Below are 14,041 nucleotides of genomic sequence, written 5' to 3'. Positions count from 1 at the left end.
AGCCCGAGCGGATTTCATGGCGTTGCCGACCTTACGGATCATTGGTTTTATCATCGGCATCTTCCTGATCACGCTGGCTGTGGCCATGGTCGTGCCGATGGCCACGCTGGTGATTTTCGAGCGCACCAGCGATCTGCCGTCGTTCCTCTGGGCGAGCATGATCACCTTTGTCGCCGGCCTCGCTCTGGTGATACCCGGCAGACCGGAACACATTCACCTGCGCCCGCGCGACATGTATCTGCTGACGGTCAGCAGCTGGCTGGTAGTGTGCATTTTCGCTGCGCTGCCGTTTCTACTGACCCAGCACATCAGTTACACCGACTCGTTTTTCGAAAGCATGTCCGGCATCACCGCCACCGGTTCCACGGTGCTCAACGGCCTGGACAACATGTCGCCGGGGATTCTGATGTGGCGGTCGCTGCTGCACTGGATCGGCGGCATCGGCTTTATCGGCATGGCGGTGGCGATTCTGCCGCTGCTGCGCATCGGTGGCATGCGCCTGTTCCAGACCGAATCCTCCGACCGTTCGGAGAAGGTCATGCCGCGTTCGCACATGGTGGCGCGGTTGATTGTGGCGGCCTACGTCGGTATCACCATTCTGGGCAGCCTGGCGTTCTGGTGGGCGGGGATGAGCCCGTTTGATGCGATCAATCATGCGATGTCGGCGATTTCCACCGGTGGTTTTTCGACCTCTGACCAGTCGTTGGCCAAGTGGACACAACCGGCAGTGCACTGGGTGGCAATCGTCATCATGATTCTCGGCAGCCTGCCGTTCACCCTCTACGTGGCGACGCTGCGCGGCAATCGCCGTGCGTTGATCAGGGATCAACAGGTGCAGGGTTTGCTGGCGATGTTGCTGGTGACCTGGCTGGTGCTCGGCACCTGGTATTGGTGGACCACCAAGCTGCATTGGCTGGAAGCGCTGCGGCATGTGGCGCTGAACGTGACCTCGGTGGTCACCACCACCGGTTTTGCCCTCGGTGATTACAGCCTGTGGGGCAACTTCTCGCTGATGCTGTTTTTCTATCTTGGCTTTGTCGGCGGCTGCTCAGGTTCGACGGCGGGCGGGATCAAGATTTTCCGTTTTCAGGTCGCCTACATCCTGCTCAAGGCCAACCTCAATCAGCTGATCCACCCGCGCGCGGTAATCAAGCAGAAGTACAACGGTCACCGCCTCGACGAAGAAATTGTCCGTTCGATCCTGACTTTCTCGTTCTTCTTCGCCATCACCATCTGCGTGATCGCGCTGCTGCTGTCGCTGCTCGGAGTCGACTGGATGACCGCGCTGACCGGCGCCGCCAGCACCGTGTCCGGCGTCGGCCCGGGTCTGGGCGAAACCATCGGCCCGGCCGGCAACTTCGCGACCCTGCCGGATGCGGCGAAATGGATTCTGTCGTTCGGCATGCTGCTCGGCCGACTGGAGATCATTACGGTGTTTGTGCTGTGTATTCCGGCGTTCTGGCGTCATTGACCGCGTCCGGCACCTGCGTCAGGCGCAAGCGGTACTCGCCGGGCGTGGTGTCGAACCAGCGGCGGAACGCGCGGAAGAAGTTGCTCGGGTCGGCAAAGCCCAACAGGTAGGCGATTTCCAGCAAGGTCATGCTCGGTTGCGCCAGATATTGCTCAGCCAGCTCGCGCCGGGTGTCGTCGAGCAACTGCTGAAAACTGGTGCCCTCCTCCTGCAAGCGCCGCTGCAAAGTGCGCTGCGACAGGTGCAGCGTCTGCGCCACGGTGTCGCGCTTGGGCTCGCCCTGGGGCAGCAAACGGCACAGCACCTGGCGTGCCCGGTGCGTCACGCGACTTTCGGAAAACCGCGCCAGATATTCCCCGGCAAAGCGATCATGCAACAGCGCCATGGCTTCGTTGGCGGTCGGCAGCGGCGCCTCCATATCGGCCCGTTCGAAAATCAACGCGTCGTACGGCGCGTTGAACACCAGCGGTGCGTGAAAGGCTTCTTTATAAGGTTGCAGGTTTGTCGGCTGATTGCCCTGAACCAACACTTTGACCGGGTGCAGCGGGCGCCCGGTCAGCCAGCCGCACAGCGCCAGTGCACAGGCCAGTGACGCTTCGGCACTCTGCCGAGTCGGCGGCAGATGATCGCCGTGCACGGTGAGAATCAGCGCGTAACCTTCATCGAGCAAGCGAAAGCTCAAGTCGGCGCTTTCGGCAATGATGCGTTGATAGCGCACCAGACGCTGGAAGCCTTCAGCCAGGGTATTGCTCGACATCAACGCGTAGCCGGCGACATGAAACGAGGCCGGGCGCACCACTTTGCCCATGTTCAGGCCGATCGCCGGGTTGCCGGACACCTCGACCGCGCGCTGCCAGAGCCGGGTCATGGAGTCCTGCGGGAAACGCGCATCCGGATCTTCCAGGGCACTGAAATCAAGCCCCAGCTGCCTGAACAGTACCCGGCAATCCAGGCCGTCCATCTCCAGTGCTTTGACAATCCCCATCGCCCAGCTTGCAGAAGTCGTTCGTTCGCTCATGGTTGTTATTCTTTTACATGACGGGCTGCAGATAACCGCCCTATTTGCGAAGGATACTAAAGTGGCGCCGATTGTCACTGGCCCACGCCAATGATCACTCTAGACTCAAATAAGCTCCCCGCCGAACAACTTGTCGCCAGAACAATCACCACAGAGAGCGCGGTCGTGGAAAACATCAAGCAGTTCAACAGCTTCGCCGAGTTCTATCCGTATTACCTGGCCGAACACAGCAACAGCACCTGCCGTCGTTTGCATTTCATCGGCACTTCTCTGGTCATATTCATTCTCGCCCTGAGCATCGCCAAAAGCGCCTGGCTGCTGTTGCTGGCCCTGCCTGTGGCGGGTTACAGCTTTGCCTGGATCGGCCATTTCTTTTTCGAGAAAAACCGCCCGGCGACGTTTCAGCATCCGCTGTACAGCCTGCTCGGCGATTTCGTCATGTACCGCGACATGATTCTCGGTCGCGTGGCGTTCTGAATGAGGGTCTGCCCATGAATGCCCATGCTCGCTTCACCCATATGAAGGATGGCACCGAGGAAGACTGGGCGATCATCGCCGCCGACTTCAGTGCCTATGCCAGACAACTGCCGTCGAGGATCCTCGCGCATCTGAAGCTGCTTGAGGGCGACTTCGGCGGTTTCCCGGTGGATCGCCTGACCCACTCGTTGCAAACTGCGACCCGCGCCTTTCGCGACGGGCGTGACGAGGAATACGTGGTCTGCGCGCTGTTGCACGACATTGGCGACACCCTCGGTTCGTACAACCATCCGGACATCGCCGCAGCGATTCTCAAGCCGTTCGTGAGTGCGGAAAATCTGTGGATGGTGGAGAAGCACGGCATCTTTCAGGGCTATTACTTCTTTCATCACCTGGGCATGGATCGGCACTTGCGCGAGCAGTTCAAGGACCATCCGCAGTTCCACGCCACGGCCGAATTCTGCGCCAAATACGACGCGGCGGCGTTTGACCCGGCGTATGACACGCTGCCGCTGAGTTTCTTCGAGCCGATGATGGAACGGCTGTTTGCGCAGCCGAAGAACTCGATTTACAAAGCCGCGATGCAAGAACACAGCCCGGCCTGAGAACACATGTGGGAGCGAGCCTGCTCGCGAAAGCGCTGTATCAGGCACATAAGCTTTGTCTGACACTACGCCTTCGCGAGCAGGCTCGCTCCCACAGGGTGATCTTTCGCTCAGGCGATCTCGGCAACTTTGGCAGCTTTCAACTCCGCCTCTCGCGCCTGCGCATCCGCCAGTCGATACAACTCGATCGTGCCGTCCCAATGCTCGATCAACGCCGTGCACGACTCGACCCAATCGCCGCAGTTGAGATAGTCCACCCCACCGACCTTGCGAATTTCGGCATGGTGGATATGCCCGCAAACCACGCCATGCAGTTCGCGCTTCACACATTCGTGGGCGATGGCTTCTTCAAAGTCGCTGATGAAACTGACGGCGGTCTTGACCTTGTGTTTCAGGTACGCCGAAAGCGACCAGTAACCGTAGCCATAGCGGGCACGCCAGTGATTGAGCCAGCGGTTGAGGGTCAGGGTGAATTCGTAGGCCGAGTCGCCGAGAAACGCCAGCCAGCGGTGATAGCGGGTGATCACATCGAACTGATCGCCGTGGATCACCAGCAAATGCCGACCGTCCGCCGTAACGTGCACCGCCTCGTCGACCAACTGGATATTGCCCAGAATCAGTTTCGAATAGCGCCGCAGGAATTCGTCATGGTTGCCGGTGACGTAAATCACCTCGGTGCCGCGCTTGCTCATGGTCAGCAATCGGCGGATGACGTTGGTGTGGGCTTGCGGCCAGTACATGCCGCTGCGCAGTTTCCAGCCGTCGATGATGTCGCCGACCAGATAGACCTTGTCGGCGTGGTAGCCCTTGAGAAATTGCGACAAGTGCTCGGCCTGGCAATCCCGGGTGCCCAGGTGCACATCGGAGATCCACAGGGTTCGCACCCGTTGTTTGCGACTGGGTCGGGCGAGCTCGGCGCTGGTCATGGGCAACCCTCTGCGATGTTTTCGCCAGCTTGCGCGCGCCCGGTTAATCGACCGTGACAAGCGTGAGTCAGTCGTGTGACAGCGCATCCGGCGTACGGCGGTGTAGACTGAGGGCCACTTCGGAGACAACCTGCCATGCGACCGATCCTCACCCTGCGTCAGTACACCCACGACTTGATTGTGCACAGCCACGAGCACCCGCAGTTGGTGTTCGGGCTGTCCGGTGCGCTGGATTTCGAGGTCGAGGGCTGTGGCAGCCAAGTGCGTCAGCAGAGTGTTGTGGTGGTTCCGTCCGGCGCTCATCATGCCTGCGACAGTCCCCAAGGCAGCAGCTGCCTGGTGCTCGACATCCCTGAAGGGCAATGGGTGCAGGAGTCGCTGGGCGCGCATGCCGAGGCCAGTCGGCGCTTGCTCGATCATCCGGGGCGGCTGTCGCTGGACTCGGGGCAGAGCCAATTGGTCAACTGGCTGGCGAACAGTCCGGTCAGCGATCCGTTGATCGCGCAGCAAGGCGCTGTGTTGCTGCTGGCCAGTCTCAATCACGCGCAACCTGCCGAACTCGGCGCGCGTCGCCTGCCCTACGCCGCGCTGGATGCGCACATCGAGCAATACGCCGGCTATCCGCTGCAAGTGGCCGACCTGGCGCGCGTGGCCGGGTTGTCCAGCGCGCGCCTGCACGCTCGGTTCATGGCCGAATGCGGACAGACGCCGATGGATTACATCCGCAGTCGACGCCTGCATCTCGCGGTGCAACTGCTGCGCGACACTGCATTACCGATTGGTGAAGTAGCCAGTCGCGTCGGTTACAGCTCGCAAAGTGCGTTCTCGGCCGCAGTCCTACGTGAGTTCGGCTCGTCGCCCGGACATCTCCGGCGCGATTCCTGCGACAAAAGACGATAGCCTGCCGACAGACTTGCAGGCCGAGACGCGGTTCAATGGCCCCATGAAGTTGAACCTGAAAAAAGGAATGCAATGACTCCGCGTACCGCCCTCGGCGCTCTGCATATCGGCGCTTTGATGTTTGGCCTGACCGGTGTGTTCGGCAAACTCGCTGCCGCATCCCCTGCTGTGATCGTATTTGGACGTGCAGCTTTCGCCGTGCTCGCCCTGGCATTTTTTGCCCGTTTCGCCAGCCAGCATGGTTGGCAGAAACTTCAGGCCGTGGACTGGCGGCGCCTCGCCCTCAGCGGCGTGTTGCTGGCCGGGCACTGGGTGAGTTTCTTCATATCCGTGAAGATCGCCGGGGTGGCCATCGCCACGTTGGGCTTTGCCAGTTTCCCGGCGTTCACGGTGATTCTCGAAGGACTGATCTTCCGCGAACGTATTCGTGCCAATGAAATCGTCCTGGTGGTATTGGTCAGCATCGGTCTGGTGCTGGTGACGCCCGCATTTGATCTGGGCAGCGGCGCCACCGTCGGCTTGCTTTGGGCAGTGTTGTCCGGCCTGCTGTTTTCCCTGCTGTCGCTGACCAACCGCGCCAGTTCCGGGCGCATCCCGGCGGTGCAGGCAGCGTTGTGCCAGAACGTCGTCGTGGCGTTGTGTCTGTTGCCGGTCGCGGCGCCGCAGTTGAGTCAGGTCCGAGCGCTGGACTGGTTGTGGATCGCGCTGCTCGGAGTGTTCTGCACGGGCGTGGCGCACAGCCTGTTCGTCGCCAGTCTGGCGGTGATCAAGGCACGCACGGCGGCAGTGGTGTTCGCCATGGAGCCGGTCTACGGCATCACCCTCGCCTGGCTGCTGTTCAGTGAAACCCCGACCCTGCGGATGCTCATCGGTGGCGCGTTGATCATCGTCGCGATTGTGGTGTCGGCGCGGATGTCAGGCGGCAGCGACAAGACAACCGTCGCCGCCGAGGCCGCCTCTCACTGAGTGCGGTCGTTGTGGCCGAGGTCGCGGTCAGGATCGATCTGATCGCGCACTCGCTGCTTCAATACCTTGGCCTCAGGGAAACCACCGTCGGTCTTGCGCTCCCAGATCTGCACACCCGCACAAGTGATATGAAACACCCCACCGGTGCCCGGCACCAACAACACTTTGCCCAGGTCGTCAGCGAAGGTGCTGAGCAGTTCCTGAGCCAGCCACGCCGCGCGCAGCAGCCACTGGCATTGAGTGCAATAAGTGATGACAACTTCGGCTTTGGCGACGGTCATGATCGCTGAAACTCCTGAGACAGAGGGCGCCGCTATAATAGCCGGCTTTACCGCTTGCCCCGAGACTCACAATGCGCCGTTTGCTGTTCTGCCTGCTGCTTGGTTTCCTTCCCCTGCTGGTTCACGCCAGTGAAGCGCCACGACCGAAAGTCGGCCTGGTGCTGTCCGGCGGCGCTGCGCGCGGGCTGGCGCACATCGGCGTGCTCAAGGCGCTGGAAGAACAAGGCATCAGGATCGACGCGATTGCCGGCACCAGCATGGGCGCGGTGGTCGGCGGCCTGTACGCCTCGGGCTACAAGATCGACGAACTGGAAAAACTCGCCCTGAGCATCGACTGGCAAGCGGCGCTGTCCGACGCGCCGCCGCGTGAGGACGTGCCATTTCGACGCAAGCAGGACGACCGCGATTTTCTGGTGAAGCAGAAACTCAGCTTCCGCGACGACGGCAGTCTCGGCCTGCCATTGGGGGTAATTCAGGGCCAGAACCTCGCACTGTTGCTGGAAAGCCTGTTGGCGCACACCAGCGACACCCGCGACTTCGACAAACTGCCGATACCGTTTCGGGCCGTGACCACCGACATCGCCAATGGTGAAAAAGTGGTGTTTCGCAAAGGCCACCTGCCGCAAGTGATCCGCGCGAGCATGTCGATCCCGGCGGTGTTCGCCCCGGTCGAGCTCGATGGGCGCCTGCTGGTGGACGGTGGCATGACCGACAACATCCCGCTGGATGTCGCGCGGGAAATGGGCGTCGACATCGCCATCGTCGTCGACATCGGCACGCCGCTGCGCAATCGCAAGCAACTGACCACGGTGGTCGATGTGCTCAATCAGTCGATCACTCTGATGACCCGGCGCAATTCCGAGGAACAACTGGCGACTCTGCATGCCAATGACGTGTTGATCCAGCCTGCGCTGGCCGCGTTCGGCGTGACCGATTTCGGCAAGGCTCAGGAGATGATCGACGCCGGTTACCGCGCCACGCGGATCCTCGATGCGCGGCTGGCGCAACTCAAGCCGACTCAAACCCAGGACGCGGAACTGAACGCCGCCCGGCAGCCGGGCCAGCGCACGCCGATCATCACCGGGATCCGCGTCGAAAATGACTCGAAAGTCGACGATGACGTGATTCGCTATTACATCCGCCAACCGATCGGCGCGCCGCTGGACCTGGGCCGCCTGCATTCGGACATGGGCACGCTGTACGGCCTCGATTACTTCGATCAAGTGCGTTACCGCGTGGTGCACAAAGGCCAGGATCACACCTTGGTCATCAGTGCCAGCGGCAAGCGCAGCGGCACCGATTACTTGCGGGTAGGCCTCAATCTGTCGGACGACATGCGCGGCGACAGTGCTTTCAACCTTGGTGCCAGTTATCGCGTCAACGGCATCAACCGCCTCGGTGCGGAATGGCTGACCCGCGCGCAGATCGGCGACAAGCAGGAGCTGTACAGCGAGTTCTATCAACCGCTGGATGTCGGCTCACGTTACTTCGTCGCGCCCTACGGGTCGTTCGAGGCGCAGAACGTTGACTCGGTGCTGGATAACGATCCGATCGCCCAGTATCGCGTCGAGCGTTACGGCTTCGGCCTCAACCTCGGCCGGCAGATCGGCAACAACGGTGAAGTGCGACTCGGCGTCGGCCAGGCCTGGGGCAAAGCTGACGTACGCATCGGCGATCAGGATCTGCCGAGCGAGAGTTTCAACGAAGGCTTCTATACCGTGAAGTATTCCTACGACTCGCTGGACAACGTCTACTTTCCGCACGAGGGCAAGGACGTCAGCCTGACCTTCACCCAGTTCGAACCGGGGCTGAGCTCGGACACGCGCTATCGCCAGTGGGAACTGAATTTCGACAAGGCCATGAGCCACGGGCCGGATACGCTGATTCTCGGCGGACGGTACGGCCGCACGCTGGACGATGCCAATGTGGTGACATCGAGCTTCCTGCTCGGCGGCGCGCGGCAGTTGTCAGGATTCCGTGAGGATGCGCTGTCCGGGCAGAATGTCAGCCTGATGCGCGCTGTGTACTACCGCCGCCTGACGCCGCGCTCGTACCTGCCGCTGGACTTCCCGCTGTACGCCGGCGCCTCGCTGGAGCGCGGTCGGGCGTGGAACAACGACAATGAATTCGACAGCGGCTACATCAATGCCGCGAGTGTGTTTATCGGCTTCGACACGCCACTGGGGCCGTTGAACTTCACGTATGGGTTGAATGATGCGGATGAGCAGGCGGTTTACCTGAATCTGGGGCAGACGTTCTGACCTGAGACGGTGTTGGCCGATCTGACGCCTTCGCGAGCAGGCTCGCTCCCACAGGGAGAGCGCATTCCATTGTGGGAGCGAGCCTGCTCGCGAAAGCGGTCTCGGATGAACGCGAAATCCGTTGGCGCTCAGCGAATCCCCGCCAACAACGTCCTTGCCGTCTGCTTCAACGGCTCATCCCCTTCCCTGAGCAATTCATTGAGCAGCGCGATCGCGCTGTCGATGTCGCCATCGTCGATGCAGGTTTGTGCCTGTTCGAGCTTGCCGGCGGCCTCGGTGTCGGTCTCGGTGGACTCGGGTGGTTGCAGATCCAAAGGTTCCAGCACCAGCGACGGCTCGGGATCGCCGAACTCATTGAGAAAGTCATCGTCGAGCGGCTGAGCGTCGGGTTCGGGGATCCATTCAAGTTCGGCCTCTTCGCCAGATGCAGCCTGTGGCAGGTCAAAATCGACAGGCAGCACCGACAGGCTGGTGCCCAGCTCCGGATCATCGATCGGCGGTGCGGCGGCATCGGTGCGGCTGTCGTTCAAATCCCAATTTGAATCCATCGACAGTTCGCCCAGATTCAATTCGAAATCATCCTCGAGAGCGCCGGGCGACGATGCGAGCGGCGCGGCTGCGGTCGCTGCCGTGGCCACGGACAGCTCAGGCGCGATTGGCGTTGCTGCAAATGCCGCCGGTGCGGCGCCTGCCAGTTTGGGATGGCGAGCGCGGGTTTCAATCAGTTCGCGCTCATCGACGCCAAGCGCACGCAGGCGGTTTTCCTGCTGTTCGTAAGCGGCGCTTTCACCCTGGCGCCCAAGAACCTCCAGCAACTGCAAACCGAGATCGGTGCGTTCAGGTTCCTTGTGCAAGGCATCGCGCAGCAGCCCGGCCGCTTCGCTGAGCCGGCCGTAGGCCAGATAGATGCCCACGGCCTCCAGCACATCGCCGGCACCGGGTTCGTCGCGATGATCGGCGGCCGCGTGCGCACCGACAGATTGTTCAAGCTCGGGCTCGTCGACGTCTTCTTCGGCGCTCACAGGCAATAGCGGCGTCGGCGTGCCATCTGCTGTCGAACGTCGCTGACGGCGGTGTATGAGCAACGCTGCTAGCACGCCGAGCAGCAATATCAGTCCGCCAAGCAGAGGCCAGTTCAAGGCATTATCTGTCGCTTCCACCGGTGCCGAGATAGTAGCCGGGGCCGGCGCGACTAAGGGCGGTGGCGGTGCTTTCTGCACTTCGGCCAAGCGGGTTTGCAAATCTTCAATCTGCTTCTTGCCGTCGGCTATTTGCACTTGCTGCTCTTGCAGCCTGAGGTTCTGTTCGTCGAGGGTCTTTTGCAGTTGCTGGGTGAGCAGCACGCTGGCGGCCAGTTGCTCGGCCTGCGCATCATTGGCAGGCGGCGCCGGCGTTGGCGGCACAGGCGTCGCCGTGCGGTTGCCCTGGGCAGCCTGGGGCGGTGCGGTAACCGGTTCGACGGTTGGAAACTCAGAAGATTGCGGGCGCGGATCCGGCTCGTCGGTGGCGGGCACAATGCCCGGCGAACCCGGCGGGTCGATCAGCACAGTGTACTCGCGCAGCAGACGGCCGTTGGGCTGATCGAGCTGCACGAGAAAATTCAGGAAAGGTTCGTTGACCGGTTTGCCGGACGTCACCCGGATCATCTGGCGGCTGCCGCGCAAGATCGGGGTGAACTTGAGGTCATTGAGAAAGAACACCCGCTCGACGCCCGCCCGGCCGAACTCATCCGCCGAAGCCAGGCTGGCCGAGAGATCGTTTTGCGTCAACGTGCCGACATCGACCAGCGCGATGTCGGCCTTGAACGGCTGATTGAGGGCTGAGTGAACAGTGATTTCGCCCAACCCCAACGCCATCGACCAGGTCGAATAGCTGAAAACGCCAGCGAGCAGCAGCCATTTGGCGCCCCCGCGCAGCACGTGCCGACTTGCGAGCATGAGCATCCCTTAAATAAGCAAAACCGGTTTCTATGCGTTCGCACATCCGGTACGAACACGATATTGCCCAGTAGTTCTTATAGTCGGCTCAGCGCGATCTCTCAAAAAATCGCCACCGGGATGTGCCTCAAGATTTTTCCAGGTTGGCCAGGATGTGACCGTGTACGCGCATGCACACCTTCAAATCCGCCTCATCGACGCCCTCGAACAATTCGTGGCGCAGTTGCGTGGCAATGGTTTCGATTTGTTCGATCAAGGGCAAGGCAGGTGCGCAGAGCACGATTTTTTTCGCCCGGCGGTCTTCCATCACGGACTGGCGTTGCACCAGTCCCTGGTTCTCCAGACTATCGAGCAAGCGCGCCAGGGTCGGGCCTTCGACGCCGACACTCTGCGCCAGTTCGCGTTGGGTCGGCGCCTCTTCGAAACGCGCCAGATGCAGCAGCACCAGCCAGCGCGCCTGCGACAGGCCCAGCCCGGCGAGGCGACGATCCAGTTCGGCACGCCAGCCACGGGACATCTGGGCCAGTTGCATACCAAAGCGATGTTGATCGGTTAACGGCATAAAACACTCACGGTTAGACTGAAAATACGGAAAATCTAATTATTAGTCAGCTAAGCATGGGCGGCAGTTATAGGCAAGAGTGGCTCTGTACTGAATCTTTACAACTGCACGGGGCTTGGCGCATACGTCGTTTCACATCTCGAATTCAGACTGCAACGCCGCCCGCACGCAATACAGCACGCCTTCCGGCACACGCCCGGCGAACAGCTCGGCGACTTCGGCGACGGACGGCAACTCGCCCTCACCATCGAGGAACGCGTCCTGCACTTCGCCCATTAATTCCTCAGGCAAATCCAGCGCCTGCTCCAGCGACAACTGCTGCTTGCCGATGGCTTCGGCGAGCATGGCGTAGACGTTCTTCTCCGAGCACTGCAACTGCCCGGCGATCTGCAGCGGGGTCATGCCGGCGCGGGCCAGGGTGATCAGCTCGTGACGGACATCGGCGACCACCTTCGGCGCCTCCGCCTCGCCGCCGAGCACTTCGAGGAAGGCTTCGCCATAGCGCTCCAGCTTGCGTGCGCCGACGCCGCTGACCCGGGCCATTTCCGCCAGAGACGTCGGCTGGCTGCGGAGCATTTCCAACAACGTCGAGTCGGGGAAGATGACGTAGGGCGGCACGCCGTGTTCTTCGGCCAATTTGCGCCGCAGTGCGCGCAAGGCTTCCCACTGTTCGCGTTCCTCGCCGCGCACCAGTTGGCTGGCCTGGCTCTTGCTGCCCGTTTTCGCGGTGACTTGCGGTTTCAGGTCGCGGCGCAGTTCCAGCTTCACTTCGCCTTTGAGCAGCGGCCGGCAACTGTCATTAAGACGCAGACCGCCATAACCCTCGTGATCGACATCGGCCAACCCACGCGCCACCAGCTGGCGGAACAGCGAGCGCCACTCGCTCTCGCTCAACGCCTTGCCAACGCCGAACACCGACAAATGCTGATGGCCGAAGCTGCGCACCTTTTCGTTGTCCTTGCCCAGCAACACGTCGACCAGATGACCGACGCCATAGCGCTGGCCGGTGCGGAAAATCGCCGACAAGGCCTGACGAGCAGGTTCGGTGGCGTCCCAGGTCTGCACGCCGTCGACACAGTTGTCGCAGTGCCCGCACGGTTCTGGCATGTCTTCATCGAAATAGGCCAGCAACGCCTGCCGGCGGCAGCGGGTTTCTTCGCACAGCGAGAGCATGGCGTCGAGCTTGTGCTGCTCCAGACGCTTGTGCCGCTCGTCGCCTTCGGAGTTCTGCAGCATCTGCTTGAGCATCACCACGTCTTGCAGACCGTAGGCCATCCACGCATCCGCCGGCAGCCCGTCACGGCCGCCGCGTCCGGTTTCCTGGTAATACGCCTCAAGGGATTTCGGCAGATCGAGGTGCGCGACAAAACGTACGTTGGGCTTGTCGATGCCCATGCCGAACGCCACGGTGGCGACCATGATCAGGCCTTCCTCGTTGAGGAAGCGCTTCTGGTGATAGGCGCGCAGATCGTTGGGCAGACCGGCGTGATACGGCAGCGCCGGGAAGCCCTGCTCGCTGAGGAACGCCGCAACTTCTTCGACCTTCTTGCGCGACAGGCAGTAAACGATGCCGGCGTCGCTGCGCCGTTCGGCGAGGAACGCCAGCAACTGTTTGCGCGGCTGCTCCTTGGGCACGATGCGATAGAAGATGTTCGGGCGGTCGAAACTCGACAGAAAGCGCTCGGCGTTCTGCAGGTGCAGGCGATCGACAATTTCTTCGCGGGTGCGCTTGTCGGCGGTCGCGGTGAGGGCAATGCGCGGAACGTTGGGGAACAGCTCGGCCAATTGACCCAGTTGCAGGTATTCGCGGCGGAAATCGTGACCCCATTGCGACACGCAATGCGCTTCGTCGATGGCGAACAGGGCGATTTCCAGGCTTTGCAGGAACGCCAGCATGCGTGGCTGCACCAGACGCTCGGGCGCGAGATAGAGCATTTTCACTTCGCCGCGCTTGATCCGCAGGGCGAGATCACGCTGCTGCTCGGCACTCAGCGTGGAGTTCAGCGCAGCGGCGGCGACGCCCAGTTCTTCAAGGGTGGCGACCTGATCGTCCATCAGCGCGATCAACGGCGAAACGACCACCGCCAGGCCCTCGCGCAACAGTGCCGGCACCTGGAAGCACAACGACTTGCCGCCACCGGTAGGCATCAGCACCAGCGCATCACCGCCGCTGGCCACGCGCTCAATGATCGCACCCTGACGGCCACGGAAACTGTCGTAGCCGAAGATGTCCTTGAGGACGCGTTGAGCCTGTTCGAGCATAAAAACTCCAAAAATCTACCGATACATCCCTGCTCAGGCTGGTTCAGAGCAGCCTCGGCTGCTTAAACAAAACGTAAGAACACATTGCATGACCAGCGCAGCGCCGGCAGGGATCGCAAAACGCGGCAGTATACCCGAGGCCTTCGCCGCACAGGGTGCCGCTGAGAAGACACCTGATAAACCTGCCACACACAAAACCCTGTGGGAGCGAGCCTGCTCGCGAAAGCGACCTGTCAGTCGATGCAAAAGTGCCTGATACACCGCCTTCGCGAGCAGGCTCGCTCCCACAGGGTTATTCATCTTTCCAGTGAGGCCGGTAATTCGGGCAAATCTGCCAAGCGGCTGGCTAGAGCGCGCAAGAAAGCCTAGAATTCC

Annotated in this window: 12 protein-coding genes; 6 read left to right on the top strand and 6 right to left on the bottom strand. The window is 61.4% G+C overall.

Annotated features, from left to right (window positions below):
- Nucleotides 1–16: 16 nt before the first annotated feature.
- Nucleotides 17–1,471 carry a TrkH family potassium uptake protein gene (locus AB4N41_RS16000; protein ID WP_024012066.1) on the top strand — a complete coding sequence of 485 codons (1,455 nt, stop codon included), beginning with the start codon at nt 17–19 and terminating at the stop codon, nt 1,469–1,471.
- On the opposite strand, the gene AB4N41_RS15995 is transcribed toward AB4N41_RS16000, so the two are convergent.
- The gene (locus AB4N41_RS15995; protein ID WP_252868986.1) at nt 1,428–2,489 is read right to left on the bottom strand and encodes an AraC family transcriptional regulator; all 1,062 of its coding nucleotides are present in this window, start codon (nt 2,487–2,489) and stop codon (nt 1,428–1,430) included. The genes AB4N41_RS16000 and AB4N41_RS15995 overlap by 44 nt on opposite strands.
- A gap of 165 nt (nt 2,490–2,654) precedes the next feature.
- On the opposite strand from AB4N41_RS15995, the gene AB4N41_RS15990 reads away from it, so the two are divergent.
- Together AB4N41_RS15990 and AB4N41_RS15985 are read left to right on the top strand one after the other, a co-directional pair.
- The gene (locus tag AB4N41_RS15990; RefSeq protein ID WP_041478979.1) at nt 2,655–2,966 is read left to right on the top strand and encodes an Mpo1-like protein; all 312 of its coding nucleotides are present in this window, start codon (nt 2,655–2,657) and stop codon (nt 2,964–2,966) included.
- 14 nt (nt 2,967–2,980) lie between these two features.
- Nucleotides 2,981–3,571, top strand: a complete 591-nt coding sequence (locus AB4N41_RS15985) for an HD domain-containing protein (protein WP_056783723.1) — start codon at nt 2,981–2,983, stop codon at nt 3,569–3,571.
- A gap of 110 nt (nt 3,572–3,681) precedes the next feature.
- Here the strand turns inward: AB4N41_RS15985 and AB4N41_RS15980 are convergent, their stop codons facing one another.
- A complete protein-coding gene (locus AB4N41_RS15980) occupies nt 3,682–4,497 on the bottom strand; it encodes a UDP-2,3-diacylglucosamine diphosphatase (RefSeq protein ID WP_016771137.1) in 816 nt (271 codons plus the stop codon).
- 135 nt (nt 4,498–4,632) lie between these two features.
- Between AB4N41_RS15980 and AB4N41_RS15975 the strand changes: the two genes are divergently transcribed.
- A complete protein-coding gene (locus tag AB4N41_RS15975) occupies nt 4,633–5,397 on the top strand; it encodes an AraC family transcriptional regulator (RefSeq protein WP_056783718.1) in 765 nt (254 codons plus the stop codon).
- Nucleotides 5,398–5,469: 72 nt separating this feature from the next.
- Entirely contained in the window at nt 5,470–6,363 is an 894-nt protein-coding gene (locus AB4N41_RS15970) for a DMT family transporter (RefSeq protein WP_095180689.1), read from the top strand.
- On the opposite strand, the gene AB4N41_RS15965 is transcribed toward AB4N41_RS15970, so the two are convergent.
- Nucleotides 6,357–6,644: an Rdx family protein gene (locus tag AB4N41_RS15965; RefSeq protein ID WP_252877679.1), complete on the bottom strand. Its 288-nt coding sequence runs from the start codon at nt 6,642–6,644 to the stop codon at nt 6,357–6,359. The genes AB4N41_RS15970 and AB4N41_RS15965 overlap by 7 nt on opposite strands.
- Before the next feature lie 71 nt (nt 6,645–6,715).
- Between AB4N41_RS15965 and AB4N41_RS15960 the strand changes: the two genes are divergently transcribed.
- Entirely contained in the window at nt 6,716–8,905 is a 2,190-nt protein-coding gene (locus AB4N41_RS15960) for a patatin-like phospholipase family protein (protein ID WP_236167942.1), read from the top strand.
- 128 nt (nt 8,906–9,033) lie between these two features.
- Here AB4N41_RS15960 and AB4N41_RS15955 read toward each other — a convergent pair whose 3' ends face one another.
- The 3 genes from AB4N41_RS15955 to recQ form a co-directional block, all read right to left on the bottom strand.
- A complete protein-coding gene (locus AB4N41_RS15955) occupies nt 9,034–10,842 on the bottom strand; it encodes a FimV/HubP family polar landmark protein (RefSeq protein ID WP_252877678.1) in 1,809 nt (602 codons plus the stop codon).
- 127 nt (nt 10,843–10,969) lie between these two features.
- A complete protein-coding gene (locus AB4N41_RS15950) occupies nt 10,970–11,404 on the bottom strand; it encodes a MarR family transcriptional regulator (RefSeq protein ID WP_016771142.1) in 435 nt (144 codons plus the stop codon).
- Nucleotides 11,405–11,536: 132 nt separating this feature from the next.
- The gene (recQ, locus tag AB4N41_RS15945; protein WP_024012058.1) at nt 11,537–13,666 is read right to left on the bottom strand and encodes a DNA helicase RecQ; all 2,130 of its coding nucleotides are present in this window, start codon (nt 13,664–13,666) and stop codon (nt 11,537–11,539) included.
- Nucleotides 13,667–14,041: the final 375 nt, after the last annotated feature.

Source organism: Pseudomonas sp. S2_A10 (genome assembly GCF_054668465.1).
Note: the sequence above shows the minus strand (reverse complement) of the source record. Positions and strands in the feature narration are given on the sequence as shown.